The sequence below is a fragment of the Pseudomonas cerasi genome (assembly GCF_027983475.1).
In the GTDB taxonomy this organism is placed as follows: domain Bacteria; phylum Pseudomonadota; class Gammaproteobacteria; order Pseudomonadales; family Pseudomonadaceae; genus Aquipseudomonas; species Aquipseudomonas cerasi.
Map to the genome: position 1 here is coordinate 801,183 of NZ_JAQJVM010000002.1, position 24,854 is coordinate 826,036.

Here is a 24,854-nt window from a genome sequence, read left to right on the forward strand (position 1 = left end):
CCGGGATTAAAGAAACGGTCCTTGTTTCAAGCCCGTGAAGCGCATCCCATTAGGCAACGCCCGCGCAAACATGGACTGTTACAGGATTGGTACTAATTGCCAAGCGCTATTTGAGCAGTGTACAAATGCTGCCTTCTGAAAAAGTGCAGATGGCTGCCAACCTTCTCAGCGTAGCCAGTTTTTGCCCCGTCAATACAGAATAACGGCGTCCCTTCTATCCGGGACGCCAGTAGTGTCCATGTTTCAGAAAAACGCATGCTATTGGTAAGACGCGACATTTTTTTATACCATCGCGCCTTTCTTATTCGTCGCCCCGTGCGGCTTCCGCCGCAGGTCTCGCCCGTTTTATCGATAAAAACCGGCTTTGATAACCTGCGGTCTGTTGCAGAAAAGGTAGTTAATCATGAACGCCAGGCACTTTCTCTCGATGATGGATTACACCCCGGATGAACTCTCGGGCTTGATCCGTCGTGGCGTAGAGCTTAAAGACCTGCGAAATCGCGGTGTACTTTTTGAACCGCTGAAGAACCGGGTATTGGGGATGATTTTCGAGAAATCATCGACACGTACCCGTCTTTCTTTTGAAGCAGGGATGATTCAGCTCGGTGGCCAGGCCATCTTTTTGTCCCATCGAGACACCCAATTGGGCCGCGGCGAGCCGATTGCCGACAGCGCGAAAGTGATGTCGCGCATGCTGGATGCGGTCATGATCCGTACTTATGCGCACAGCAATCTGACCGAATTCGCCGCCAATTCCCGTGTGCCGGTCATCAACGGCCTGTCCGATGACCTGCACCCGTGCCAGTTGCTCGCCGACATGCAGACCTTCCTGGAGCATCGCGGCTCGATCCAGGGCAAGACCGTTGCCTGGATCGGCGATGGCAACAACATGTGCAACAGCTATATAGAAGCGGCGATTCAATTCGACTTCCAGTTGCGTGTGGCCTGCCCTGCCGGCTACGAGCCAAACGCCGAGTTCCTGGCACTGGCTGGCGAGCGCGTCACCGTGGTCCGCGATCCGAAAGCCGCAGTTGCCGGCGCACATCTGGTCAGCACCGATGTGTGGACCTCCATGGGCCAGGAAGAGGAAACCGCGCGGCGCAAAAAGCTGTTCGCGCCGTTTCAGGTCACGCGTGCCCTGCTCGACCTGGCTGACAAGGATGTGCTGTTCATGCACTGCCTGCCTGCCCATCGTGGCGAAGAAATCAGTGTCGACCTGCTGGATGATTCACGCTCGGTCGCCTGGGATCAGGCGGAAAATCGCTTGCACGCGCAGAAAGCGCTGCTGGAGTTTCTCGTCGCGCCGGCCTGCAAACCCGCATGAACCCGTTGCTGCTGAACCTGCGCAACCTCGCTTGCGGCTATCAGAACCAGCGCGTGGTGCAGGATCTGAACCTGCACCTCAACGCGGGTGACATAGGCTGCCTGCTCGGCTCGTCGGGCTGCGGCAAGACCACGACACTGCGCGCCATTGCCGGCTTCGAACCGATCCATGCGGGTGAGATCACTCTGGCGGGCGAAGTGATCTCCCGTCCGGGCTGGACCCTGCCGCCGGAGAAACGCCGTATCGGCATGGTGTTTCAGGATTACGCGCTGTTCCCGCACTTGAGTGTCGCCGAAAACATCGCATTCGGCATTCGCAACCACCCGCGCCTGGATAAAGTGATCGCCGAGTTGCTTGAACTGGTCAACCTCGGCGCGCTGGGCAAGCGCTATCCACACGAGCTGTCCGGTGGCCAGCAACAGCGAGTGGCGCTGGCCAGAGCACTGGCGCCCGAGCCGCAACTCCTGCTGCTCGATGAACCCTTCTCCAACCTGGACGGCGAGTTGCGCCGGCGCCTGAGCCATGAGGTGCGCGATATCCTCAAGGCGCGGGGCACCAGCGCGATTCTGGTGACTCATGACCAGGAAGAGGCTTTTGCCGTGAGCGATCACGTAGGCGTATTCAAGGAGGGGCGCCTGGAGCAGTGGGACACACCTTACAATCTCTACCACGAACCGCGCACGCCGTTCGTTGCCAGCTTCATCGGCCAGGGCTATTTCATTCGCGGGCAGATGATGAATCCGGAATCGGTGCATACCGAACTGGGCATTCTGCGCGGCAACCGGGCATACCCGGGCGTAAGCGGTGCCGCCGTGGATGTCTTGCTACGCCCTGACGACATCGTCTACGCGCCGCACAGCGACCTGAAAGCACGGGTCATCGGTCGAACCTTTCAAGGCGCCTCGACGCTGTATCGCCTGCAACTGTCGACCGGCAGTCAGCTGGAAGCCATTTTCCCCAGCCACGCCGATCACGGTCAGGGTGAGGAAGTCGGCATTCGTGTGGCAGCAGACCATCTGGTGCTGTTCCCGGCACCCGGCAGCGTGGCTGTGCATACGCTCAACCACTGAGACGCAGATCATTCCCTGCCGATCGGGGCAAATCTGGCCTGGGTATATTCAGCCAGTACCGCTGGTGAAAGCTCGACCTCAAGTCCCCTCCTCCCGGCACTGACGTAAATGCTGTCAAAGCGCTGCGCAGTTTCGTCGATAAAGGTGCGCAGACGCTTCTTCTGGCCCAAAGGGCTGATGCCACCCAACAGGTAACCCGTCGAGCGTTGCGCCGCCGCAGGGTCGGCCATTTCGGTTTTTTTTGCCCCGGCAGCCTGCGCCAAAGCCTTTAGATCAAGTGTTCCGACGACCGGCACGACGGCGACCAGCAATTCGCCTTTTTCGGTACTGGCGAGCAGCGTCTTGAACACCTGTGCAGGCTCCAGACCCAGCTTTTCCGCCGCCTCCAGCCCATATGAAGGCGCTTTCGGATCATGTTCATAACTGTGAATGCGATGTTCGGCGCGATGTTTTTTCAGCAAATCCAGTGCGGGTGTCATGCAGCGCTCCAAAAGGTTCCGAATGCCCATCACTTTAAGCGAAGTAAAGTGAACATGCCTTGATTCACGCCACCTGCGACACTGATGGCCTTTTGGCAACAGCCTGAATTCCCCGGTGTAAAGCGGTCTTGCCGGGTCCTCGCGGGGTCCTGGCGATTTACTGACCGTTCGGTTCCGACCTTTGACAGCGTTGTTTCTTGTCTATATTTTTTCGTTTACGAATATTATCGAAAGCGGTTTTTCGGTATAACTCGCACCGGCGATCAGAAATGGGGTTTTTTCTGAGACGCACGAATAACGAGCACCCACGCCTGTCTCAGGGTGCCGAGACAAAAACAAAAATGAGGTATCCATGTCCATCGCACTAAAACAACCGACGCTCACCGGGCAATGTGTGGCTGAATTTCTTGGCACCGCCCTGATGATTTTTTTCGGCACAGGATGCGTTGCAGCGCTCAAGGTCGCGGGAGCCACTTTCGGTCTTTGGGAAATCTGCATCATCTGGGGCATGGCTGTCAGCATGGGGATCTACCTCAGCGCCGGCATTTCAGGTGCCCACCTCAACCCGGCCGTCAGCATCGCGCTGAGTCTGTTCGCCGGTTTTGAAAAACGTAAATTGCCCTTTTATATCTCGGCGCAAATCGCAGGCGCGTTCTGCGGAGCGGGTCTGGTGTACCTGATGTACATCAGCCTTTTTTTCGACTTCGAACATGCTCACCACATCATTCGCGGCAGCGAGCAGAGTCTTGAACTGGCGTCGGTATTCTCGACATACCCAAACCCGGCCATTTCGGTCGGTCAGGCCTTTCTGGTCGAAGTGGTCATCACCACCATTCTGATGGGTGTGATCATGGCTCTGGGCGATGACAGCAATGGTTTGCCGCGCGGCCCGCTGGCGCCCTTGCTGATCGGCCTGCTGGTAGCCGTGATAGGCAGCTCGATGGGCCCACTGACCGGTTTTGCCATGAACCCGGCGCGCGACTTCGGTCCGAAGCTGATGACGTTCTTCGCTGGCTGGGGTGAAATGGCCTTCACCGGCGGTCGTGACATTCCTTACTTCCTGGTTCCGATTTTTGCGCCCATTCTGGGTGCCTGCCTTGGTGCTGCTGGCTACCGCGCGCTGATTGCGCGTCATCTGCCCAGCGCCGCTCCTGTTGAAAATGAAAAAGAGGCTCCTGTGGTTCGCGGCAAAGTTCAGGCTTCATCTTGAGCACCCCTCAATTTGAATCTCACTCAACTGAATCCCACCCAATAAATGCAAGGCAATCGACATGACTGACACACAGAACAAGAACTACATCATTGCTCTTGACCAGGGCACCACCAGCTCGCGCGCCATCATCTTCGACCGCGACGCCAACGTGGTGAGCACTGCCCAAAGCGAATTCGTCCAGCATTACCCGCAGGCAGGCTGGGTCGAACACGACCCGATGGAAATCTTCGCCACCCAGACGGCCTGCATGACCAAGGCGCTGGCGCAGGCCGATCTGCACCACAACCAGATCGCCGCCATCGGTATCACCAACCAGCGTGAAACCACGGTCATCTGGGAGCGAGACACCGGCCGCCCGATCTACAACGCAATCGTCTGGCAGTGCCGCCGCAGCACCGAGATCTGCCAGCAGCTCAAGCGCGACGGTCTTGAGGAGTACATCAAGGACACCACAGGTCTGGTGATTGACCCGTACTTCTCCGGCTCCAAGGTCAAGTGGATTCTGGACAACGTCGAAGGCAGCCGCGAGCGCGCCCGCAAAGGCGAGCTGATGTTCGGCACCATCGATACCTGGCTGATCTGGAAATTCACCGGCGGCAAGGTTCACGTCACCGACTACACCAACGCCTCGCGGACCATGCTGTTCAATATCCATACGCTGGAATGGGATCAGCGCATGCTCGACGTGCTGGACATCCCGCGCGAGATACTGCCAGAGGTCAAAGCCTCCTCCGAGGTCTACGGTCACAGCAAAAGCGGCATCCCGATTGCCGGTATCGCAGGCGACCAACAGGCGGCGTTGTTCGGCCAGATGTGTGTCGAACCCGGCCAGGCCAAGAACACCTACGGCACCGGCTGCTTCCTGCTGATGAACACCGGCAAGAAAGCCGTGAAGTCGGCGCACGGCATGCTGACCACCATCGGCTGCGGCCCGCGTGGTGAAGTGGCCTATGCACTGGAAGGCGCGGTCTTCAACGGTGGCTCGACCGTGCAGTGGCTGCGCGACGAACTCAAGCTCATCAACGACGCGCTGGACACCGAATACTTCGCTGGCAAGGTCAAGGACAGCAACGGCGTGTACCTGGTGCCGGCGTTCACGGGCCTGGGCGCACCTTACTGGGACCCGTACGCACGAGGCGCATTGTTCGGCCTGACCCGCGGTGTGAAAGTCGATCACATCATCCGTGCAGCGCTGGAATCCATCGCCTATCAAACCCGCGACGTGCTCGATGCCATGCAACAGGACTCCGGCGAACGCCTCAAGTCGCTGCGCGTGGACGGTGGTGCCGTGGCCAACAACTTCCTGATGCAGTTCCAGGCAGACATCCTCGGCACCCACGTCGAGCGTCCGCAAATGCGTGAAACCACGGCACTGGGTGCAGCCTTCCTGGCCGGTCTGGCGATTGGTTTCTGGAGCAGCCTGGACGAGTTGCGTAACAAGGCGGTGATCGAGCGTGTGTTCGAGCCATCGTGTGAAGAGGCGCATCGCGAAAAACTTTACGCTGGCTGGCAAAAAGCAGTCGCGCGTACTCGTGACTGGGAACCGCACGAAAACGAAGAGTGACAGCGCTGTTGTAAGGAGGGGAGCAGGATTCCGGCTGACAGGTTGCACTTTCCTGCGGCATGATGGGCGCCATTTGTAGAGGGCGTCCAAGGAAAAACAATGAACCTGCCTCCCCGCCAACAACAGATCCTCGAACTGGTCCGTGACCGTGGTTATGTCAGCATCGAGGAGATGGCGACGCTGTTCGTCGTGACCCCACAAACCATTCGCCGTGATATCAATCAATTGGCGGAAATGAACCTGTTGCGCCGCTACCACGGCGGCGCGGCCTATGACTCCAGCATCGAAAATACTGCCTACGCCATGCGTGCGGACCAGATGCGCGATGAAAAACAACGGATCGCCGAGGCCATCGCCGCGCAGATCCCGGACAACGCCTCGTTGTTCATCAATATCGGTACCACCACCGAATCCATCGCCCGTGCGTTGCTCAACCACAACAATCTGAAGATCATCACCAATAACCTGCATGTGGCGTCGATCCTCAGCACCAAGGATGATTTCGAGGTGTTGATAGCAGGCGGCAATGTGCGACGTGACGGTGGCGTGGTGGGCCAGGGCAGCATCGACTTCATCACCCAGTTCAAAGTGGACTTTGCCCTGGTGGGCATCAGCGGCATCGACGAAGACGGCAGCCTGCTGGATTTCGATTATCAGGAAGTACGGGTGTCCCAGGCGATCATCGCCAACGCACGCAAAGTGCTGCTGGCGGCTGACTCCAGCAAGTTCGGACGCAACGCCATGGTCCGCCTGGGGCCGATCACCCTCATCGATTGCCTGGTCACCGACCAGCCACCCGTGCCCGCACTGCAGCAGTTGCTGAATCAGCACAAGATTCGTCTGGAAGTGGTGTGATTGTCAGGCGCGAGCGGTGCTCGCGCGGCGGTCCGCATTGCTCATGAAGACGGTGCGTCGAGCGCCCTATTTTCTGGAGTCTGTACCGGCCTCTTCGCGAGCAAGCTCGCTCCCACAAGACTTGTGTACATATGGCGCAGCACGCATCTGTGACGCAGAGCGTCACCCAAGGCAGTCCCATGCCGGAGCGTGAGGAACGATAGGTGTCTTGAAGAACACTATCGTACCCATGCTCTGCGTAGGTATGCCGTTCCGGACGCTCTGCGTCCTCCCCGGTTCAAGCGATGCAGCGCAGATCGTTGATCCAGAGCAATTCAGTGCAGGCAGTGCACCGATCCTCCCGGTAACAATTCCCGCCCTACAATGTTCATATTTGTTCTTTTCCTGACACCATCATCAGTATTTTCAATCGATACGTGCTGGCAAGGGTCATTTTATTGAGCTATGATTTTCGAAAATGAACATTAATGTTCAGATTCGCCTTTCGAGCACTGCTCACGAATTGTCCAGGAGGCCACCAATGCCCCACACCAACGTGCCAACCCCGCCCCTCTCAGAGGTCTACGACATTGCCGTTATTGGCGGTGGCATCAACGGTGTCGGTATCGCAGCGGATGCCTCCGGTCGCGGCCTCTCGGTTTTTCTCTGCGAAAAGGACGACCTGGCCAGCCATACGTCTTCGGCCAGCAGCAAGCTGATTCATGGTGGCCTGCGCTATCTGGAGCACTACGAATTCCGCCTGGTGCGTGAAGCACTGGCAGAACGTGAAGTGCTCCTTGCCAAAGCGCCGCACATCGTCAAGCCAATGCGCTTCGTGCTGCCTCACCGCCCACACCTGCGTCCGGCCTGGATGATTCGTGCCGGGATGTTCCTTTATGACAACCTTGGCAAGCGCGAAAAACTCCCCGCATCGCGGACCATTCATTTCGGTGCGGACAGCCCGCTCAACTCGAGCATCACCCGCGGTTTCGAATATTCCGACTGCTGGGTCGACGACGCGCGCCTGGTAGTGCTCAACGCCATGTCCGCTCGTGAAAACGGTGCGCACATTCATACTCAGACCCGCTGTGTCAGCGCCCGCCGTATCAAGGGCATGTGGCATCTGCATCTTGAGCGCAGCGACGGCAGCCTGTTCTCGATCCACGCCAAGGCGTTGGTCAATGCGGCAGGCCCGTGGGTAGCCAAGTTCATCCGTGAAGACCTCAAGCTCGATTCGGCTTACGGCATCCGCCTGATTCAAGGCAGCCACCTGATCGTGCCGAAACTCTACGAGGGTGAGCACGCGTTTATTCTGCAGAACGAAGACAAGCGCATCGTGTTCACGATTCCGTACCTGGAGCACTTCACCATCGTCGGCACCACTGACCGTGAGTATCAGGGCGATCCGAACAAGGTGGACATCACCGAAGGCGAGATGGATTACGTGCTGAAAGTGGCCAACGACCACTTCAAGAAACAGTTGAGTCGCGCAGACGTGCTCCACACATTCTCTGGCGTGCGCCCGCTGTGCAACGACGAGTCCGATAATCCTTCTGCCATTACCCGTGATTACACGCTTTCGTTGTCAGGCGGCGCGGACGAGGCGCCAATTCTGTCGGTGTTCGGCGGCAAGCTGACCACCTACCGCAAACTGGCAGAATCGGCGATGGCGCAGTTGGCACCGTTCTTCAAACAGATGAAACCGAGCTGGACGGCCAACGCTGCCCTGCCTGGCGGCGAAGACATGACCACCGCCGAAGCGCTGGCGACAGAAATGACCCGCCGCTTCAGCTGGCTGCCCGCGCCTATCGCCAAGCGCTGGTCGATCACTTACGGCAGCCGCAGCTGGCGCTTGCTGGAGGGCGCGCAAAGTCTGGAAGACCTTGGTCAGCATTTGGGTGCAGGCCTGTATACCCGCGAGGTCGATTACCTGTGCGATCAGGAATGGGCCACCAGCATCGAAGACATCCTGTGGCGCCGCACCAAGCTGGGCCTGTTCATGACGCCTGAGGAACAGGCCGCCGTGAGCAGCTACCTGGAAACCGTCGTGCGCAACAAAACCTCTTTCGAAGCCGCCTGATAATCTGCTTGCAACCTGTTCACCCATCGTGCGGTGAACAGGTTTCCCTCCTTACTGCCATCCTCCCGCCCCCCTTTCCATTCGGTTTTCCGAACAATCGCCCCCGCTTTATTCGGCTTCCCGGACGCATTTGTCCGTAGCATCAGAGCCGATCTAAAAAAACCCTTTTAAATTCAGCGCGTTGAATTCTACAAACGGTCTGGCACGACTCATGCTCTACATTCTGAACCGAGCGTTTCGACAAGAGCGTGTGTCTGGATGTGGACGCCGTTGAAGCATTCGCCAACAAGCGGGCCGACTCTGATTGCGGCCCCATCAATAAAAAATGACATCAAGGACTCACCCATGCGCATCGTTCCCCACCTGTTGGGCGCAGCCATCGCTGCCGCTCTGATCAGCACGCCGGTTTTCGCCGCCGAACTCACTGGCACTCTGAAGAAGATCAAGGAATCCGGCACCATTACGCTGGGCCATCGTGACGCCTCCATCCCGTTTTCCTACATCGCTGATGCCTCTGGCGTGCCGATGGGCTACTCCCATGACATCCAGCTGAAAATCGTCGAAGCCATCAAAAAAGACCTGGACATGCCTGACCTCAAGGTCAAGTACAACCTGGTGACTTCGCAGACCCGTATCCCGCTGGTTCAGAACGGCACCGTCGATGTGGAATGTGGCTCGACAACCAACAATGTCGAGCGCCAGCAGCAAGTCGATTTCTCCATCGGCATCTTCGAAGTCGGCACGCGCCTGCTGTCGAAAAAGGATTCCAGCTATAAGGATTTCGACGACCTGAAAGGCAAGAACGTCGTCACCACGGCGGGCACCACGTCCGAGCGCATCCTCAAGGCGATGAACGCTGACAAGCAGATGGGCATGAACGTGATCTCCGCCAAAGACCACGGTGAATCCTTCCAGATGCTCGAGTCCGGCCGTGCAGTCGCCTTCATGATGGACGACGCGCTGCTGGCAGGCGAAATGGCCAAGGCCAAGAAGCCGGACGACTGGGCAGTGACCGGTACAGCGCAATCCTACGAGATCTACGGCTGCATGGTCCGCAAGGGCGATGCCCCGTTCAAGAAGGCCGTGGATGACGCCATTGTCGCTACCTACAAGTCGGGCGACATCAACGCCATCTACAGCAAGTGGTTCATGTCCCCTGTCCCTCCGAAAGGTCTGAACCTGAATTTCCCGATGAGCGACAAGCTCAAGGAACTGATTCAGAACCCGACCGATAAGCCAGCTGACGACAAGAAAGCCTGAGAGACCGGTTCAGCCAGTCTGAACTGACGGCATCCCGGGCGGGCAGCGCTCGTCCGGGATCGCCTCGTCATTCTCGACAGACGACAGTGCGTGCATTTCGATAGCAATAAAAAGAGGGGGAGACCCTGATGAATTACAACTGGGACTGGGGCGTATTCTTCAAGTCCACCGGCGTCGGCAGCGAGACCTATCTGGACTGGTTCATCTCCGGCCTGGGCTGGACCATCGCGATCGCTGTCATTGCCTGGATCATTGCCCTGATACTGGGTTCGGTGCTGGGCGTCATGCGCACCGTGCCAAACCGTCTGGTGTCAGGTATCGCCACGGTATACGTGGAAATCTTCCGTAATGTGCCACTGCTGGTGCAGCTGTTCATCTGGTACTTCCTGGTGCCCGACCTGCTGCCGGAAAACCTGCAGGAGTGGTACAAGCAGGACCTGAACCCGACCACCTCCGCGTTCCTCAGCGTAGTGGTCTGCCTTGGCCTGTTCACCGCTGCCCGGGTCTGCGAACAGGTGCGTACCGGCATTGAAGCACTGCCGAAGGGCCAGGAATCGGCCGCACGCGCCATGGGCTTCAAGCTGCCACAGATCTACTGGAACGTGCTGTTGCCGCAGGCTTACCGGATCATCATTCCGCCGCTCACCTCCGAATTCCTGAACGTGTTCAAGAACTCTTCGGTCGCGTCGCTGATCGGCCTGATGGAGCTGCTTGCGCAGACCAAGCAGACCGCCGAATTCTCCGCCAACCTGTTCGAGGCCTTCACCCTCGCGACCCTCATCTACTTCACGCTGAACATGAGCCTGATGCTGCTGATGCGTGTGATCGAGAAGAAAGTCGCCGTACCGGGACTCATCTCACTGGGGGGCAAATAATGGACTTCACTGGAATCGTTCCGGCCATTCCCGGCCTGTGGAACGGCATGGTCATGACCCTCAAGCTGATGGCGATGGGTGTCATCGGCGGCCTGGTACTCGGTACGCTGCTGGCCTTGATGCGCCTGTCATCGAACAAGCTGCTGGCCAATGTGGCCGGTGCCTACGTGAACTACTTCCGTTCGATCCCGCTGCTGCTGGTGATCACCTGGTTCTACCTGGCCGTGCCGTTCGTGCTGCGCTGGATTACCGGTGAAGACACGCCCATCGGTGCGTTCGCCTCCTGCGTCGTGGCCTTCATGATGTTCGAAGCCGCGTACTTCTGCGAAATCGTCCGTGCTGGCGTGCAGTCGATCTCCAAGGGGCAAATGGGCGCTGCTCAGGCGCTGGGCATGAATTACTCGCAGATGATGCGACTGATCATCCTGCCCCAGGCCTTTCGCAAAATGACCCCGCTGCTGCTGCAACAGAGCATCATTCTGTTTCAGGACACCTCTCTGGTGTACACCGTCGGCCTCGTCGATTTTCTCAACGCATCGCGCTCCAGTGGCGACATCATCGGGCGCGCCAACGAGTTCCTGATCATTGCCGGTCTGGTGTATTTCACGATCAGCTTTGCCGCCTCGCTGCTGGTGAAGCGCCTGCAAAAAAGGTTTGCCGTATGATTTCCATCAAAAACGTCAACAAGTGGTATGGGGACTTCCAGGTACTGACCGATTGCAGCACCGAGGTCAGCAAGGGCGAAGTGGTTGTGGTGTGCGGCCCGTCCGGCTCCGGCAAATCGACCCTGATCAAATGTGTCAACGCGCTGGAACCGTTCCAGAAAGGCGATATCGTTGTCGACGGCACATCGATCTCCGATTCGAAGACCAACCTGCCGAAACTGCGCTCGCGGGTCGGTATGGTGTTTCAGCACTTCGAACTGTTTCCGCACCTGAGCATTGTCGAAAACCTGACCATCGCGCAGATCAAGGTGCTGGGCCGCAGCAAGGCCGAAGCCACCGAGAAGGGACTGAAGCTGCTGGAGCGCGTCGGCCTTTCCGAGCATGCGCACAAGCACCCCGGCCAGCTTTCCGGCGGGCAACAACAGCGTGTCGCCATCGCGCGCGCGCTGGCGATGGACCCGGTGGTCATGCTGTTCGACGAACCCACGTCCGCGCTCGACCCGGAAATGGTCAATGAAGTGCTCGATGTGATGGTGCAACTGGCCCAGGAAGGCATGACCATGATGTGCGTGACCCACGAAATGGGCTTCGCGCGCAAAGTCGCCAACCGGGTGATTTTCATGGACAAGGGACAGATTGTCGAAGACTGTGCAAAGGAAGAATTTTTCGGTGACGTCAGCGCACGCTCGGAGCGTGCCCAACAATTCCTCGCCAAGATTCTGCAGCACTAGGCAGTACTTTAACGGCTGCCCGCTCATCCGCGGGCAGCTGTTCGGTCCAGGACGACTGTGATGAAATGCGACCCCACTCTTTATCGCGCCGCCCCGCCATCACTCGCCGTGAAACCCCGTCTGATCCGCCAACTGTTCCTACCGCCGCTGATCCTCATGCTAATGATCGGGCTGGGCTATATCGCCTATCTGGTCAGTGAACACAGCGCCATCAAGGGACTACGCGAAACCGGCGAACGCCAACTGGAGCTGCACGCCCGCACGGTCGAGAGCGAAATCAGCAAATACACCTACCTGCCCAGCGTGCTGGAACTGGAATCCAGCGTGTCGCAGTTGCTGAACGAACCGGGACCCGAGCTTCAGCAGCAGGTCAACCGCTACCTCGAAGGGCTGAATCGACGCAGCCGCAGCCGTGCCATTTACGTAATGGACACCACCGGACGTGTGCTGGCCACCAGCAACTGGCGTGACGCCGACAGTTATCAGGGCGAAGACCTGTCTTTCCGTGCCTACTTTCAGGATGCCGTGCGCGGCCTGCCCGGGCGCTTTTACGGGATCGGCACCACCACCGGTGAGTCGGGCTATTACTTGGCGCATGGGCTGGAAGACAAAGGCCGCATCATCGGCGTTGCGGTGATCAAGGTACGCCTCGAAGCACTTGAAGAACGCTGGCAGCGGGCGCGCCTGGAGGCATTTGTCAGCGACGAGAATGGCATCATCATCCTCTCCAGCGACCCGGCTCGGCGTCTGAAATCAGTACGTCCGCTCACTGCCGAGATCAAGGAGCGCCTGGCTCGCAGCCTGCAATATTACTGGTGGCCGCTCAACGAACTGGTGCCACTGGAACGGGAAACCTTGTCTGAAGGCGTCGAAACACTGGTTTTCCCCGCCAACATCAGTGTCGACCGCGAACACAAAAAGGTCAGTTATCTGGCCCAGAGCCGCCCGCTGAATGACACCGCCTGGCACCTGACACTGCTTACTCCGCTGGAGGATCTGCGCCGTGAAGCGGCCAACCAGGGCATGCTGGTCGCCGTGGCCTGCGCGCTGGTGACCTTTCTGCTGATTGCCTGGAACGAGCGGCGCAAAGTGATCTCGACCCGGCTTGCTGCCAGGGAAGCGCTGCAGGCGGCCAACAACGAACTGGAACGCAAGATCACCGAGCGCACCGAACACCTGCGGGCCAGCAACGAACGCCTCAAGGCGCAGATTCGTGAACGAAGGCAGGCCGAAGACACTTTGCGCAAGGCGCAGGACGAGCTGGTACAGGCCGGCAAGCTGGCAGCCATCGGCCAGATGTCGACCAGCATCGCGCATGAGCTGAACCAGCCTCTGGCCGCACTGCGCACCTTGTCCGGCAACACCGTGCGCTTTCTGGAACGAGGTGCGCTGGATACCGCCAGTACCAACCTGCGTACCATCAATGACCTGGTCGACCGCATGGGCCGCATCACCGCCAGCCTGCGCGCATTCGCCAGACGCGGCGACGATCAGGGCCAGGCGCAACTGAGCAAGGCTGTCGATGCGGCGGCGCAGTTGCTGAGCGTGCGTCTGGAGCAGTCCGGCCTGATAGTGCATCGAGACTTCGTCGACGCCACCCTGACCATCGACCAGACCCGCCTGGAACAGATTCTGGTCAACCTGATCGGCAACGCACTGGATGCCATGTTCGACCTGCCGCAACCGGAGTTATGGCTCAGCGGATCGGTTGTCGAAGGCCGATACCGTCTGCGGGTACGTGATAACGGGCGCGGCGTCGACGCCGAGGCGCGCAAGCATCTGTTTGAACCTTTCTTCACCACCAAACCGGGCGAACAAGGCCTGGGGCTGGGCCTGACGCTGTCGGCGAGCCTTGCCGCCGCAGCCGGAGGCAGCCTGAGCGCAGAGCATCCGCAGGACGGCGGTACGACGTTTGTCCTGAGCCTGCCGTTTATCCCCGATGCCCGCCACCCGGACAGCCCGACATGAGACGACACCCATGAGCATAAACAGCGACCTGACTGTCCTGATCGTTGAAGACGATCCGCATGTATTGCTCGGTTGCCAGCAGGCCCTGGCGCTGGAGGACATCGCCAGCGAAGGCGTTGCCAGCGCTGAAGAGGCGCTAAAGCGCATCGGTGACAACTTCGCCGGTATCGTCATCAGCGACATTCGCTTGCCGGGCATCGACGGCCTGGCGTTGCTGAGCCGTCTCAAGGCACGTGACAGCAGCCTGCCGGTGGTGCTGATCACCGGCCATGGCGATATCACCATGGCCGTCAACGCTATGCGCGATGGCGCTTACGATTTCATGGAGAAACCCTTTTCTCCAGAGCGTCTGGTGGACGTCACCCGACGCGCACTGGAACAACGCGGCCTGGCCCGTGAAGTGTGGGCGTTGCGCAAGCAACTGGCCGAGCGCGATTCGCTGGAGGGCCGGATCATCGGCCGCTCCCCGGCCATGCAAAACCTGCGTGCGTTGATTGCCAACGTCGCCGACACCTCGGCCAACGTACTGATCGAAGGCGAAACAGGCACGGGCAAGGAACTGGTCGCGCGCTGCCTGCACGATTTCAGTCGGCGCAAGGACAGCCAGTTCGTGGCGCTCAACTGTGGCGGGCTGGCGGAAAGCCTGTTCGAGTCGGAAATATTCGGCCATGAAGCCAACGCCTTCACCGGCGCGGGCAAACGGCGCATCGGCAAGATCGAACACGCGCACAACGGCACGCTGTTTCTCGATGAAGTGGAAAGCATGCCGGTCAATCTGCAGATCAAGCTGTTGCGCGTCCTGCAGGAGCGAACCCTCGAGCGGCTGGGTTCCAACCAGAGCGTTGCCGTGGATTGCCGGGTCATAGCGGCAACCAAATCCGACTTGAATGCCTTGGGCAAGACCAATCAGTTCCGCAGCGACCTGTATTACCGCCTGAACGTCGTCACGCTTGAACTGCCACCCTTGCGTGAGCGCCGCGAAGACATTCTGCAGCTGTTCGAACACTTCCTGCAGTTGTCGTCGTTACGCTTCGACCGCGAACCGCCCGTGCTGGATCAACAGACCAGTTCGAACCTGATGAGCCACGACTGGCCGGGCAATGTACGCGAACTGCGCAACGTGGCTGAACGCTTTGCCCTTGGCCTGCCAGCGTTCAAGCAGTCAGGCACGGTCAGTGAAAACCAGAGCCTGGGGTTTGCCGAAGCGGTCGAAGCCTTCGAGCGCTCGTTGCTCGGCGACGCCTTGCAACGCAGCGGCGGCAACCTCAGCCAGGCCAGTCAGGAACTGGGCATGGCCAAGACCACACTGTTTGACAAGGTCAAGAAATACGGGCTTTGAGCACTGCGCCCGATCCTGAACGTGCGGCGTAGCGCAGATCTGTGACGCAGAGCGTGACCCACTGCATTCCCACGCTGGAGCGTGCGGAACGCTAGGCGTCCTCAAGACACCTGTCGTGCCCATTCTCCGCGTGGGCATGCCTTCCGGACGCGCTGCGTCCGATCCCGCACGGGCAGTACGTTACTGCGATTCACCGATAATCTGGCGGATTGCGCTGACGAATACCTCGACCGGCTGACCGCCAGAGACGGCGTACTGGTCGTTGAAGACCATGGTCGGCACGGAGGTGATACCGCGAGACGTCCAGAGCTGCTCGGCCTCGCGAACCTCGGAGGTGTACTCGTCACTGTCCAGGATGGCCTGAGCACGCAGACGGTCCAGGCCGACATTCTGCGCCACATCCGCGAGAGTCTGGTGATCGGACGGGTCTTTCAGGTCACTGAAATAGGCCTCGAACAACGCCTGCTTCAACGCGTGCTGCTTGCCTTGCTGTTCGGCCCAGTGCAGCAGGCGATGGGCGTCGAACGTGTTGTAGATACGCCGCTCGCCGCTGGCAAAAGTGAAGCCGAGTTCAGCACCGCGTTCACGGATGGTCTGGTGAATACCTTCGATCTGTTCCGGCGTGGAGCCGTACTTTTCGGCGATGTGCTCTTTGATGTCCTGCCCTTCGGCAGGCATGTTCGGGTTCAGCTCGAAAGGCTGGAAGTGAATGTGCGCTTGCACCTCATCCCCCAGTGCCTCCAGTGCCTGATCCAGCGCGCGCAGGCCAATGACGCACCAGGGGCAGGAAACATCGGAGATGAAGTCGATCTTCAGTGCAGTTGTCATGTCGGCCCTTTTCGGTAAGCAAAGGCCACACGATACACCTCTGCCCATGCCTGACAACCAGGCAGACTTACAACTGAGCCAGGTTGCGACCGTCTTCATGCTGGGCTTTCAGGTACGGCAGCACTGCACCAAGCAACGGCGCCTTGAAGGCCTCCTGAAAACGGTGTGCCAGACCCGGAATCAGGCGCAGTTGGCTGCCCTGAATGTGCGCGGCCACATGCACGCCATGCATGACCGGCAACAGCGGGTCAGCCGTACCATGAACCACCAGTACCGGCAGACGCAGACGGTTCAGCAGTTCCACGCGACTGGGCTCGGCCAGAATCGCCATGATCTGGCGTTTCACGCCCTCGGGATTGAACGCCCGGTCATAGGAAACGGCCGCCTGATGCAGCAGTTGCTGGCGATCATCCTTGACCTGCGGGCTGCCCAGCGCCGCAAGCAAATCGGCCTGCTGCTCGATCGCCACTTCCCGATTGGGCGCGCCGCGCCGCGCCAGCAGTTGCATCAACGCGGCACTGGGCATGGGCAGACCCTGCGCACCGGAACTGGTCATGATCAGTGTCAGGCTTTCGACCCGCGACGGCGCCAGATCAGCCAGATGCTGAGCGATCATGCCGCCCATGCTCGCGCCCAACACGTGAAACTGACGAATCTGCAATGCATCCATCAACCCCAGCGCATCGTCGGCCATATCAGTCAACGAATAGGGTGCCGAGACAGGCAGGCCAAGTTTATAACGCAGCACTTCGAACGTCAGATTGGCATCCGCTGGCTGTTGTACCCAAGAAGACAGACCCACATCGCGATTGTCGTAGCGAATGACCCGATAGCCCTGCTGACACAACGCGACCACGACCTCGTCCGGCCAATGAATCAACTGCCCGCCCAGCCCCATCACCAACAGCAAGGCAGGATCGGACTCGCTACCAATACTCTGGTACGCAATCCGCACTTCCTTGAGGTCAGCCATCTGTACAGGAACATCGGTATCACAACGATCGGCCGCAAAAGACGGCAAGCCGCACAGAAGCGCGGCCAGAAAAATTAAAACCCGCATGAAAAACACCAAAAAACAGATCCCCAGTAGGCCGCGAGTCTGATGATGTTTCCCCAAGCGCGCTGCCACACTTGCGTGACAGTTTGATGAATGGCGCTGAGCGGTCGTTAATCGGGTGTTGCGTTACGCAGCGACCTGGTCCGCCACCATCAGATTTTCCCCAAAACGGGCGCGCGCTTCGAGGAGCGATTCCTGATGCCAGTTCGAATGCGTATCGCACTCGCCCAGGGACAGAACCTTGTAAACCGGCAGACGATCAAACACCGGGGCCAGCAGCTCCGGTTCGGTCACGCTGTCCAGATGCAACCCTGCAACCGGCAGCAAGGCCGCGACACCCAGGTTGGGCCGCAGGTCGCCGTGATAGAGGCCAATAAGCTTCTTCAACGGCGAATACTGAAGAATGTGATAGGCACGTTCGAAGGCGTTGCTCCATGCCAGCGGCAGGTCGAGCGCCAGGATCGGTTCGTCGATCTGAATCCACTCGACACCGCGCGCCGCCAGACGCCCGAAGATCTCGCCATACACCGGCAGCAGATGCTCCAGCAGGTCGAGGCGATCCACTTCTTCACCCTGAACGTCACTTAGCCAGAGCAGTGTCAGAGGACCGATCAACGCAGGTTTGCGGCCTTGCTCGCACGCTTCGGCGACGCTCGCCAGCAGCGGTGCCCAAGCGGGCTGAAAACGCTGGTCGCGTTTCAGGTGTGGCACCTGCTGCGGGTAACGCGCCATCAGCCAGTTGCGCAGTTCGGCATCAGTTGTCGCAACACCCTGATCCTGTTTCCAGAAAGCCTGCAGAGCGTGCTGCAATTCACGGTCTGCGCCAATGTGAAAATAGTCAGGGTGTTGAGTCAGGGCCACGATGCGTCCTCCATAAAAGATGGGCCTATTGTCGACAGCTGACACAACATGAGACAAACTCATTTTTTTCGTGTTGATCACAAATACTGCTCATGGAGCACTGAACGTGCTTGAAATACGCCACCTCAAAACCCTGCATGCCCTGCGCGAGGCCGACAGCCTTGTGGAAGCAGCCGAGCGCCTGCATTTGACGCAGTCGGCGCTGTCCCATCAGTTCAAAGAGCTGGAAGAGCGCATGGGCATGCCGCTGTTCGTGCGCAAGACCAAACCGGTGCGCTTTACCAGCGCCGGTTTGCGCCTGCTGCAACTGGCCGACTCCATGCTGCCGCAACTGCGCAGTGCCGAGCGCGACATCGCTCGACTGGCGGGTGGTACGGCGGGACGGCTGCACATGGCAATCGAGTGCCACAGTTGTTTTCAGTGGCTGATGCCGACCATCGACCAGTTCCGCGATGCCTGGCCCGAGGTGGAACTGGACCTGTCTTCCGGCTTCTCGTTCGCACCCTTGCCTGCCCTGGCGCGTGGCGATCTGGACCTGGTGGTGACCTCCGACCCGCTGGAATTGCCCGGCATCACCTATGTGCCGCTATTCACCTATGAAGCGATGCTGGCGGTGGCCAATCAACACGCGCTGGCAAGCAGGCCTTACATCGTCCCGGAAGACTTGCTGACTGAAACGCTGATCACTTACCCGGTGGAACGCGACCGGCTGGATATCTTCACGCGCTTTCTGGAACCCGCCGACATCGAACCGGCACAGGTACGAACATCAGAACTGACGGTGATGATGATGCAACTGGTCGCCAGCGGGCGCGGGGTCTGCGGCATGCCGCACTGGGCGCTGCATGAATACAGCTCACGCGGCTATGTGAAGGCCAAGCGGCTGGGCGAGAAAGGACTGTTCGCGACGCTCTACGCCGGTATCCGCGCCGACATGCTCGACGCACCGTACATGCGTGACTTCCTGCTGACAGCCAAGGACACCTCGTTTTCGACGCTCGACGGGGTGAGTGTGGTTCGCTGACACCTGATTCGCTGAAATAGGGTTCGCTGACAGTGCCGTCCTGCACCGCGATGCAGGACGACTGCGCCGTTCAGCTGCGTGCAGCCTGCCGCTGAAGATACAGCGGCAAGATCAGATCGCGGGTCAACGGAGCCAGTTGCAAACGCGCATGACTGTCCGCGTCAACCCACAGCACTTCTTCGATCTCGGCGGCAGGCACTGCCTGGGCGTCGGTCCTGACCTCATACAACTGACAGTTGACCTCGAAACCAGGCTCGTTGGCGGCGGGTGCCGTGAACTCACCGAGAAACACTGCCTGCGCCGGATCGACGATCAGCCCGAGCTCTTCTTCGAGTTCTCTGGCCAGCGCCTGCGGTGCCGGTTCACCGGGCTCGATCTTGCCGCCCGGCTGCATGAAGGCCCGGGTACCGCGCTTGCGCACCAGCAGGGTCCGGCCGTCTGCGCCGATCAGCAGCGCCGCCGCGATGCGGATGATCTTCATGCGAAGATCTCCGTTTTCAGCAGCCGCGCCTGATCAGCCCGTTCCAGCGCCAGAACGATCAGGCGATGGATCAGCTCGGCATACGACAGACCGCTGGCCTGCCAGAGCTTGGGGTACATGCTGATCGAGGTGAAGCCCGGCAGCGTGTTGACCTCGTTGATGATGATGTCGCGCCCTTCGGTGACGAAAAAATCGACCCGCGAGAGCCCTGCGCAGCCCAGCACCTTGTAAGCCTGCAACGCGACGTCACGCACCTGATCACTCAGATCGGCGGGCAGCTCGGCGGGGATAGCGATGCGCGCCTGATCGCCGTTCAGGTACTTGGTGTCGTAGGCATAGAATTCATCGTTGGCAATCACTTCTCCACAGACGCTGACCTGCGCATCGAAGTTACCCAATACGGCGCACTCCACTTCCCGGCCGACGATGCCCTGCTCGATCAGCAGCTTATGATCGAACTCGAAACCCAGCGCCAGTGCCGCCGCAAAACCAGCCTCGTCGGACACCTTGCTGACGCCCACCGATGAACCCTGGTTGGCCGGCTTGACGAACATTGGCAGCCCCAATTGGTCGGCAGCTTCGGTGAAAGAAAGGCTCTCTCCACGCGACAGGACCCTGAACGGCGCGACGGCTATGCCCGCATCGCGCAGCAGACGCTTGGTCACATCCTTGTCCATGCAGGCCGCAGAGGACAGCACATCGGCGCCGACAAAGGGCACGGCCAGCATGCGCAGCACACCCTGCAACGCACCGTCTTCGCCAAACGCGCCGTGGATCAGCGGGAATACCACATCAATGGCAGCCAGTGGCTGACCTGACTCGACGTCGACAAACTGCCCGCCGATGCTGCCCGGCAGCAAGGACAACGGCTTGCCTGATGCGCTCAGTTTGATCCGTGCAGGATCAGTGGCGTTGAGCAGGTAATCGGCTTCGTCGAAATGCAGCCAGCGGCCCAGCTTGTCGACGCCGATCAGGGTCAGCGCATAGCGTTCACGATCAATCGCATTGATCACGTTGCGTGCCGACTGCAACGAAACCTCATGCTCGCTGGATTGCCCACCGAAAACGATGGCGACTGACTTTTTCAAAGCGGTTACTCCTGTTTTTCAGGCCGCGAAGATAAAAGCAATGTCGGCTGTTAGTCCAGTAGATGATTGGTCGCAGGCCTGAAATTCAGACAAAAAAATCCCGGTCGTGGGCAATCCATACGAAATGCCCACGACCGGGAGGTCAGACCGCTCATTGAGCGGCTGCGGTTTCTTTCTTGCCAGTCGAGCCAAAGGTGGCGAAACGCTTGTTGAAGCCCGCGATCCGGCCTTCGGTGGTGGTCTTGCGCTGCTGCCCGGTGTACATCGGGTGCGAGGCGCTGGAAACGTCGAGTGCAACGTAAGGATAGGTAGTGCCGTCGGTGTGCTGTTGCGTGCGGTCTGTGTCTACGGTGGAGCCGATCAGGAAGTAAACGTCGGCAGCGGTATCGTGGAACAGCACGGTGCGGTATTGAGGATGGATATCGGGTTTCATCGTGATCTCTCCAGTGAGTTGACTGCAATAGTTATACAGTAACATAACGGAAGATGAGAATGATTGCTGTTGATTGGCATCATTGGTGAGGTTGATCGAACACGCACACGGTGCAGCGGTCGGCGTGAAGCCATCGGAACGCCTGAGCCAGAGACATTCTGTAATAGCGCGCCTTTGCAATTGCCCTCGATTAGCGGCACCCTGCCGCGCCGCCGAACGTCACTGGTCGCCGGTCTGGAACCTGAGCCTCTGTGGCCTATCTTTACTCATCAGCACTTTCAAGAGTCCACCGTTATGACTAACGGACGCGATCATCGAATCGACTTCTTTCGCGGCCTGGCGCTGATCTTCATCTTCTGGGATCACGTGCCGGATAATCCCCTGGCGCAACTGACCGTACGCAACTTCGGCTTCAGCGACGCAGCGGAAATCTTCGTTTTCCTCGCCGGGTACGCCTCGATCCTGGCCTACGGGCGGATCGCTCGACGTGACGGCATGCTGGTGGCTGGTGTGCGAATCCTGCGCCGGACCTGGGTGCTGTATGTGGTGCATATCTTTCTGCTGACCCTGCTGATGGGCATCGTCTTCGTCGCCAACAATCATGTCGAGACGCGCGACATGGTCCAGCAGATGGGCCTTGAATACTTCGTCGGCAACCCGCAACAGGCATTGGCTGATGAACTGCTGCTGCGCTTCAAGCCGAACCTGACCGACCCGTTGCCGCTGTATATCGTGCTGTTGCTGACCTTGCCGCTGACCTTGCCATTGATGCTGCGCAAACTCGAAGTGGCCGTCGGCCTGTCGATTGCGCTGTACCTGATGGTGCCGTTATTCGGCTGGAACCTGCGCGCCTACGAAGGCGGCGGTGTCTGGTACTTCAACCCGGTCGCCTGGCAGCTGCTGTTCGTGCTCGGCGGTGCGTGCGCGTTGCGCAGCGAAACAGCCAAAACTGTTGAGCCCCCTCCGTTACGCAAACAGCCCTTGTTCATGGTGGCCGCCGTTTACGTGGTGATTGCCGGAATGTTGACCTTCAGTGAAAAATGGCCCGGCCTGCACAGCGCGCTAGTCTCGACCCTGCACCTCGACGCCTTGTACCCCATCAGCAAAACCGACCTGGCACCCGCGCGCCTGCTGCACTTCCTTGCACTGGTCTACGTCGTCGCCCGACTGCTGCCAACCTCAAGCACCTGGCTCGAAAACTGGCCCGCCCGCCAGACTTGCCGCATGGGCCGCTATTCGCTGGAAGTCTTCTGTCTGGGCGTATTGCTGGCGCCACTGGCAGACATGGCCAATGCACTGGCAGGCGATACATGGCCCATGCAAGTGACGACCGCGATTGTCGGCCTGGGGTTAATGATGCTGATGGCCAATGGGCTGGAGTTGAATAAGCGGCTGGGGAAATCGCCCCGCCTGTTAACTACTTGAGAACAACGTCACATTTGCACGCCCTCTCGGAAATGTCCTACTGGTTTATCAGGCCAAGTTTTTCAGGAACTGGCCGCTATTCGGTATGAGATCAACAAGATACCCACACCGAATTCATAAAATATTTGTCGGCTAATATAAATCTGGACATCAGTAATTCTCATGACATGATCGGCTACAGCAAATTCATGAATAGTATCGTACAAAAGGCATGACGAATGGATACAGCGAGTCTGAAGCAATGCTGAAAAACCAGATTCCTCGTCTATTTCCCTGGCAGTATGAGACATCAGCCTGGCGAGACAAATGATTCGCCAGGCTGAGTTAGGCGTTAACCGCGAGGAGCAACAGTTCGCACAACGGTTTGTGTGCAGATGTGTCCCATGTAAAAAATATGAGGGGTCGCCGTGATGGGCCCTAAAGAGAAATTACTTACGAAGTAGCGAGCCACTCTATAGTTACTTCTCCAAGTGTTGAACCCCCTTTGCGTGTGGACAAAATCTTGGGCCTCCGTACCTCCATAGCAACGTCCGAACTCAATGCGCTCAGAGGCGAACCCATCAGCACCGCTAACCAGAATATGCCTGATCGAGGCGTCTTTTTCACCAAAGCTCAGATCCAAAATAGCCATACCGCCTTCCAATGGCGTACCTTTAGTATCGCTAAACCTCACCTCAAGCAGAGCTTCTTTATAAATCTGCGTTGCCAACCAACCAGGGTTAGTATATCCACTTGGAATTCTTATCACTCCCGGTTCGTCGAGCAGCTCATAGCTTTTTAGAACAGGATAGGACCCAAATCTGACAGTGTATGGAAGCCTGCCACCTACCAGTGAGTTTCTTGGCGTGACCCTGATGATCACTTCAGCCCCAGGAGCCAGATCTTTAAAAACCTTGGTCTCAAGTGTCTGAGCAACCCATTCACCATTTTCGTAATACTCGGTCTTCCACTCGTTAGTGACCGGATCACCGACAGGTGTATAGAGCAATACATCTTGCCCACGGTGCGAGACAAAGCCGTAGTAGTGGACGGGGTGTTTATCTGTCAACACATCTGCCACCGAGTGTAGTTTATCCAGCATGACGGTAAATCTTGGCTCGGAAATTTCTTGCACAGCTTCAGCCGCAACGGCCTCGTTGGTTTCATGACTTGATGCACCGACCGGGTCCTCGGCACCTTTATTGGCATGAGCGTCGGAGGCCGATGCCATTATCACGAAAATGGACAACAAGCAAAAACCAACACATTTTCTTCCATAAGTATTCATAGGTATTCTCGCAGATTATGCAGAGGCAGGTTGCCACTGACAAAATTAACGCAATAGAAAGTTAGGCACCTGGTCAACCCTCACATTAAAATCAAGGAAACTTCCTACAAAAAATAATCACCACTGCAGTCTAGGAAAAATCCTACACACTTATCAGGCAAAGTTTTGCGAAGGTCTGCCGCTAGCTAGTTATCATTGACACCAAAGAGCGCTTAGCATGCATATCAACCCTTTAGCTTCTGCATCACAAAATCAACAGCGCACTCTCTCGGGCTCAAGTTCCCTCACCTCACCTGCTGCTCCGCCAATCAACATTCCTCAGGCGCGTGATAACGTGCGTGATCCGAACGCTGAGTTCTATACCACCGAGGAAACACCCTGGTTATCCGACTACAAAACGTCGGCGGCAGGACGGGTTATGCTGGAAAGTATGTCTGAAGAGATATCGAACCTACTCCGAAGTACATACCTGGGTGACTTAACTAAAGATTTTGACAAGACCCTATGCCGTATGTACGACAATTTTCACGATTTCAAGCAGCAGCTTTTTTACCTTAATACGGAGCTGTCAAATAAGCACTTCGGCTTCACGCTGGGTTTTAATCAGGAAATCCAAGTGACCGACCCAGACGATGTGCTCACCCCGGCAGAGTTCGCGTACCTGACCGAGAAGCTGAACGAACGTCAACAACTGAAGGAGGATCTGCGTGCGCACGCAAAAATTGTGATGACGTTACTCGATCACTACACGGAGAAATTCGGCAACCAGCACACACTCAACCTTGAGAATTACAGCAAGGTTATCGACTACGGGCAGGTCTTCAGCCGCAACCACATTGGCAACTTCATGGACACGATCATTTACCAGATCGAGCGCAATGCGCCGAAGCGTGAAGAAGAGCGCAAACCGTTGGTTGATCTTCACGTCTGATCAAGCCAGCGCCACTGCAGTTCATGTGTGGCTGCAGTGGGATTAGTTCATGACGCT

23 protein-coding genes are annotated in these 24,854 nt (G+C 58.2%); 15 read left to right on the forward strand and 8 right to left on the reverse strand.

All coding sequences use genetic code 11. The features are described from left to right. The first annotated feature begins 403 nt into the window (after window positions 1–403). Window positions 404–1,324, forward strand: coding sequence for an ornithine carbamoyltransferase (gene argF / locus PI739_RS12700; protein WP_003363607.1), 921 nt, complete (start codon window positions 404–406; stop codon window positions 1,322–1,324). After that, window positions 1,321–2,394, forward strand: coding sequence for an ABC transporter ATP-binding protein (locus PI739_RS12705; RefSeq protein ID WP_003431242.1), 1,074 nt, complete (start codon window positions 1,321–1,323; stop codon window positions 2,392–2,394). The genes argF and PI739_RS12705 overlap by 4 nt, the downstream gene beginning before the upstream one ends. 8 nt (window positions 2,395–2,402) lie before the next feature. On the opposite strand, the gene ybaK is transcribed toward PI739_RS12705, so the two are convergent. Further along, window positions 2,403–2,873: a Cys-tRNA(Pro) deacylase gene (gene ybaK, locus PI739_RS12710; RefSeq protein WP_003363610.1), complete on the reverse strand. Its 471-nt coding sequence runs from the start codon at window positions 2,871–2,873 to the stop codon at window positions 2,403–2,405. Between the two features lie 352 nt (window positions 2,874–3,225). On the opposite strand from ybaK, the gene PI739_RS12715 reads away from it, so the two are divergent. From PI739_RS12715 to aauR, 10 genes are all read left to right on the forward strand, one after another. Continuing rightward, window positions 3,226–4,083, forward strand: coding sequence for an MIP/aquaporin family protein (locus PI739_RS12715; protein WP_003363613.1), 858 nt, complete (start codon window positions 3,226–3,228; stop codon window positions 4,081–4,083). A 61-nt stretch (window positions 4,084–4,144) separates the two neighbouring features. Further along, the gene (gene glpK / locus PI739_RS12720) at window positions 4,145–5,650 is read left to right on the forward strand and encodes a glycerol kinase GlpK (RefSeq protein ID WP_003363615.1); all 1,506 of its coding nucleotides are present in this window, start codon (window positions 4,145–4,147) and stop codon (window positions 5,648–5,650) included. Between the two features lie 99 nt (window positions 5,651–5,749). Next, the gene (locus PI739_RS12725) at window positions 5,750–6,505 is read left to right on the forward strand and encodes a DeoR/GlpR family transcriptional regulator (protein ID WP_003363617.1); all 756 of its coding nucleotides are present in this window, start codon (window positions 5,750–5,752) and stop codon (window positions 6,503–6,505) included. A 520-nt stretch (window positions 6,506–7,025) separates the two neighbouring features. Beyond that, the gene (gene glpD, locus PI739_RS12730) at window positions 7,026–8,564 is read left to right on the forward strand and encodes a glycerol-3-phosphate dehydrogenase (RefSeq protein WP_054082114.1); all 1,539 of its coding nucleotides are present in this window, start codon (window positions 7,026–7,028) and stop codon (window positions 8,562–8,564) included. A 345-nt stretch (window positions 8,565–8,909) separates the two neighbouring features. Then, window positions 8,910–9,824 carry a glutamate/aspartate ABC transporter substrate-binding protein gene (locus PI739_RS12735; protein ID WP_003363622.1) on the forward strand — a complete coding sequence of 305 codons (915 nt, stop codon included), beginning with the start codon at window positions 8,910–8,912 and terminating at the stop codon, window positions 9,822–9,824. Window positions 9,825–9,952: 128 nt separating this feature from the next. Next, window positions 9,953–10,699, forward strand: coding sequence for an amino acid ABC transporter permease (locus PI739_RS12740; protein ID WP_003363624.1), 747 nt, complete (start codon window positions 9,953–9,955; stop codon window positions 10,697–10,699). Continuing rightward, window positions 10,696–11,364: an amino acid ABC transporter permease gene (locus PI739_RS12745; protein ID WP_170846026.1), complete on the forward strand. Its 669-nt coding sequence runs from the start codon at window positions 10,696–10,698 to the stop codon at window positions 11,362–11,364. Before PI739_RS12740 ends, PI739_RS12745 begins: the two co-directional genes overlap by 4 nt. Next, on the forward strand, window positions 11,361–12,095 hold the full coding sequence (locus PI739_RS12750; protein ID WP_003363626.1) for an amino acid ABC transporter ATP-binding protein: 735 nt from the start codon (window positions 11,361–11,363) through the stop codon (window positions 12,093–12,095). Before PI739_RS12745 ends, PI739_RS12750 begins: the two co-directional genes overlap by 4 nt. 60 nt (window positions 12,096–12,155) lie before the next feature. After that, the gene (gene aauS, locus PI739_RS12755) at window positions 12,156–14,063 is read left to right on the forward strand and encodes a two-component sensor histidine kinase AauS (protein WP_003431254.1); all 1,908 of its coding nucleotides are present in this window, start codon (window positions 12,156–12,158) and stop codon (window positions 14,061–14,063) included. A 10-nt stretch (window positions 14,064–14,073) separates the two neighbouring features. Then, complete coding sequence (aauR, locus tag PI739_RS12760; RefSeq protein WP_003363630.1) at window positions 14,074–15,402, forward strand: two-component response regulator AauR; 1,329 nt, start codon at window positions 14,074–14,076, stop codon at window positions 15,400–15,402. A gap of 180 nt (window positions 15,403–15,582) precedes the next feature. Here the strand turns inward: aauR and PI739_RS12765 are convergent, their stop codons facing one another. The 3 genes from PI739_RS12765 to PI739_RS12775 all read right to left on the reverse strand — a co-directional run bounded on the left by PI739_RS12765 (window position 15,583) and on the right by PI739_RS12775 (window position 18,148). Further along, a complete protein-coding gene (locus PI739_RS12765; protein ID WP_054082113.1) occupies window positions 15,583–16,230 on the reverse strand; it encodes a DsbA family oxidoreductase in 648 nt (215 codons plus the stop codon). Between the two features lie 67 nt (window positions 16,231–16,297). Continuing rightward, the gene (locus PI739_RS12770; protein ID WP_054082112.1) at window positions 16,298–17,290 is read right to left on the reverse strand and encodes an alpha/beta fold hydrolase; all 993 of its coding nucleotides are present in this window, start codon (window positions 17,288–17,290) and stop codon (window positions 16,298–16,300) included. Window positions 17,291–17,413: 123 nt separating this feature from the next. Beyond that, complete coding sequence (locus PI739_RS12775) at window positions 17,414–18,148, reverse strand: uroporphyrinogen decarboxylase/cobalamine-independent methonine synthase family protein (protein WP_054082111.1); 735 nt, start codon at window positions 18,146–18,148, stop codon at window positions 17,414–17,416. Between the two features lie 106 nt (window positions 18,149–18,254). On the opposite strand from PI739_RS12775, the gene metR reads away from it, so the two are divergent. Further along, window positions 18,255–19,172, forward strand: a complete 918-nt coding sequence (metR, locus tag PI739_RS12780) for a transcriptional regulator MetR (protein ID WP_003431263.1) — start codon at window positions 18,255–18,257, stop codon at window positions 19,170–19,172. A gap of 70 nt (window positions 19,173–19,242) precedes the next feature. Here metR and PI739_RS12785 read toward each other — a convergent pair whose 3' ends face one another. The 3 genes from PI739_RS12785 to PI739_RS12795 form a co-directional block, all read right to left on the reverse strand. Then, entirely contained in the window at window positions 19,243–19,653 is a 411-nt protein-coding gene (locus PI739_RS12785) for an NUDIX hydrolase (RefSeq protein WP_003363642.1), read from the reverse strand. Next, window positions 19,650–20,741, reverse strand: a complete 1,092-nt coding sequence (ddlA, locus tag PI739_RS12790; protein WP_003431276.1) for a D-alanine--D-alanine ligase — start codon at window positions 20,739–20,741, stop codon at window positions 19,650–19,652. The genes PI739_RS12785 and ddlA overlap by 4 nt, the downstream gene beginning before the upstream one ends. A gap of 151 nt (window positions 20,742–20,892) precedes the next feature. Beyond that, window positions 20,893–21,174, reverse strand: a complete 282-nt coding sequence (locus PI739_RS12795; RefSeq protein ID WP_003363645.1) for a type B 50S ribosomal protein L31 — start codon at window positions 21,172–21,174, stop codon at window positions 20,893–20,895. 294 nt (window positions 21,175–21,468) lie between these two features. Here PI739_RS12795 and PI739_RS12800 point away from each other — a divergent pair, with 294 nt between their 5' ends. Then, entirely contained in the window at window positions 21,469–22,599 is a 1,131-nt protein-coding gene (locus tag PI739_RS12800) for an OpgC domain-containing protein (protein ID WP_054082110.1), read from the forward strand. 331 nt (window positions 22,600–22,930) lie between these two features. On the opposite strand, the gene PI739_RS12805 is transcribed toward PI739_RS12800, so the two are convergent. Beyond that, the gene (locus tag PI739_RS12805; protein ID WP_054082184.1) at window positions 22,931–23,680 is read right to left on the reverse strand and encodes a hypothetical protein; all 750 of its coding nucleotides are present in this window, start codon (window positions 23,678–23,680) and stop codon (window positions 22,931–22,933) included. 403 nt (window positions 23,681–24,083) lie between these two features. Between PI739_RS12805 and PI739_RS12810 the strand changes: the two genes are divergently transcribed. Beyond that, the gene (locus tag PI739_RS12810; RefSeq protein WP_072366757.1) at window positions 24,084–24,797 is read left to right on the forward strand and encodes a hypothetical protein; all 714 of its coding nucleotides are present in this window, start codon (window positions 24,084–24,086) and stop codon (window positions 24,795–24,797) included. The last annotated feature ends 57 nt before the right edge of the window (window positions 24,798–24,854 follow it).

Coding starts and splice junctions, on each gene's coding strand:
- argF (WP_003363607.1), top strand. CDS start 404: ATGAACGCCAGGCACTTTCTCTCGATGATGGATTACACCCCGGATGAA.
- PI739_RS12705 (WP_003431242.1), top strand. CDS start 1,321: ATGAACCCGTTGCTGCTGAACCTGCGCAACCTCGCTTGCGGCTATCAG.
- ybaK (WP_003363610.1), bottom strand. CDS start 2,873: ATGACACCCGCACTGGATTTGCTGAAAAAACATCGCGCCGAACATCGC.
- PI739_RS12715 (WP_003363613.1), top strand. CDS start 3,226: ATGTCCATCGCACTAAAACAACCGACGCTCACCGGGCAATGTGTGGCT.
- glpK (WP_003363615.1), top strand. CDS start 4,145: ATGACTGACACACAGAACAAGAACTACATCATTGCTCTTGACCAGGGC.
- PI739_RS12725 (WP_003363617.1), top strand. CDS start 5,750: ATGAACCTGCCTCCCCGCCAACAACAGATCCTCGAACTGGTCCGTGAC.
- glpD (WP_054082114.1), top strand. CDS start 7,026: ATGCCCCACACCAACGTGCCAACCCCGCCCCTCTCAGAGGTCTACGAC.
- PI739_RS12735 (WP_003363622.1), top strand. CDS start 8,910: ATGCGCATCGTTCCCCACCTGTTGGGCGCAGCCATCGCTGCCGCTCTG.
- PI739_RS12740 (WP_003363624.1), top strand. CDS start 9,953: ATGAATTACAACTGGGACTGGGGCGTATTCTTCAAGTCCACCGGCGTC.
- PI739_RS12750 (WP_003363626.1), top strand. CDS start 11,361: ATGATTTCCATCAAAAACGTCAACAAGTGGTATGGGGACTTCCAGGTA.
- aauS (WP_003431254.1), top strand. CDS start 12,156: ATGAAATGCGACCCCACTCTTTATCGCGCCGCCCCGCCATCACTCGCC.
- aauR (WP_003363630.1), top strand. CDS start 14,074: ATGAGCATAAACAGCGACCTGACTGTCCTGATCGTTGAAGACGATCCG.
- PI739_RS12765 (WP_054082113.1), bottom strand. CDS start 16,230: ATGACAACTGCACTGAAGATCGACTTCATCTCCGATGTTTCCTGCCCC.
- PI739_RS12770 (WP_054082112.1), bottom strand. CDS start 17,290: ATGCGGGTTTTAATTTTTCTGGCCGCGCTTCTGTGCGGCTTGCCGTCT.
- PI739_RS12785 (WP_003363642.1), bottom strand. CDS start 19,653: ATGAAGATCATCCGCATCGCGGCGGCGCTGCTGATCGGCGCAGACGGC.
- PI739_RS12795 (WP_003363645.1), bottom strand. CDS start 21,174: ATGAAACCCGATATCCATCCTCAATACCGCACCGTGCTGTTCCACGAT.
- PI739_RS12800 (WP_054082110.1), top strand. CDS start 21,469: ATGACTAACGGACGCGATCATCGAATCGACTTCTTTCGCGGCCTGGCG.
- PI739_RS12805 (WP_054082184.1), bottom strand. CDS start 23,680: ATGCTGGATAAACTACACTCGGTGGCAGATGTGTTGACAGATAAACAC.
- PI739_RS12810 (WP_072366757.1), top strand. CDS start 24,084: ATGCATATCAACCCTTTAGCTTCTGCATCACAAAATCAACAGCGCACT.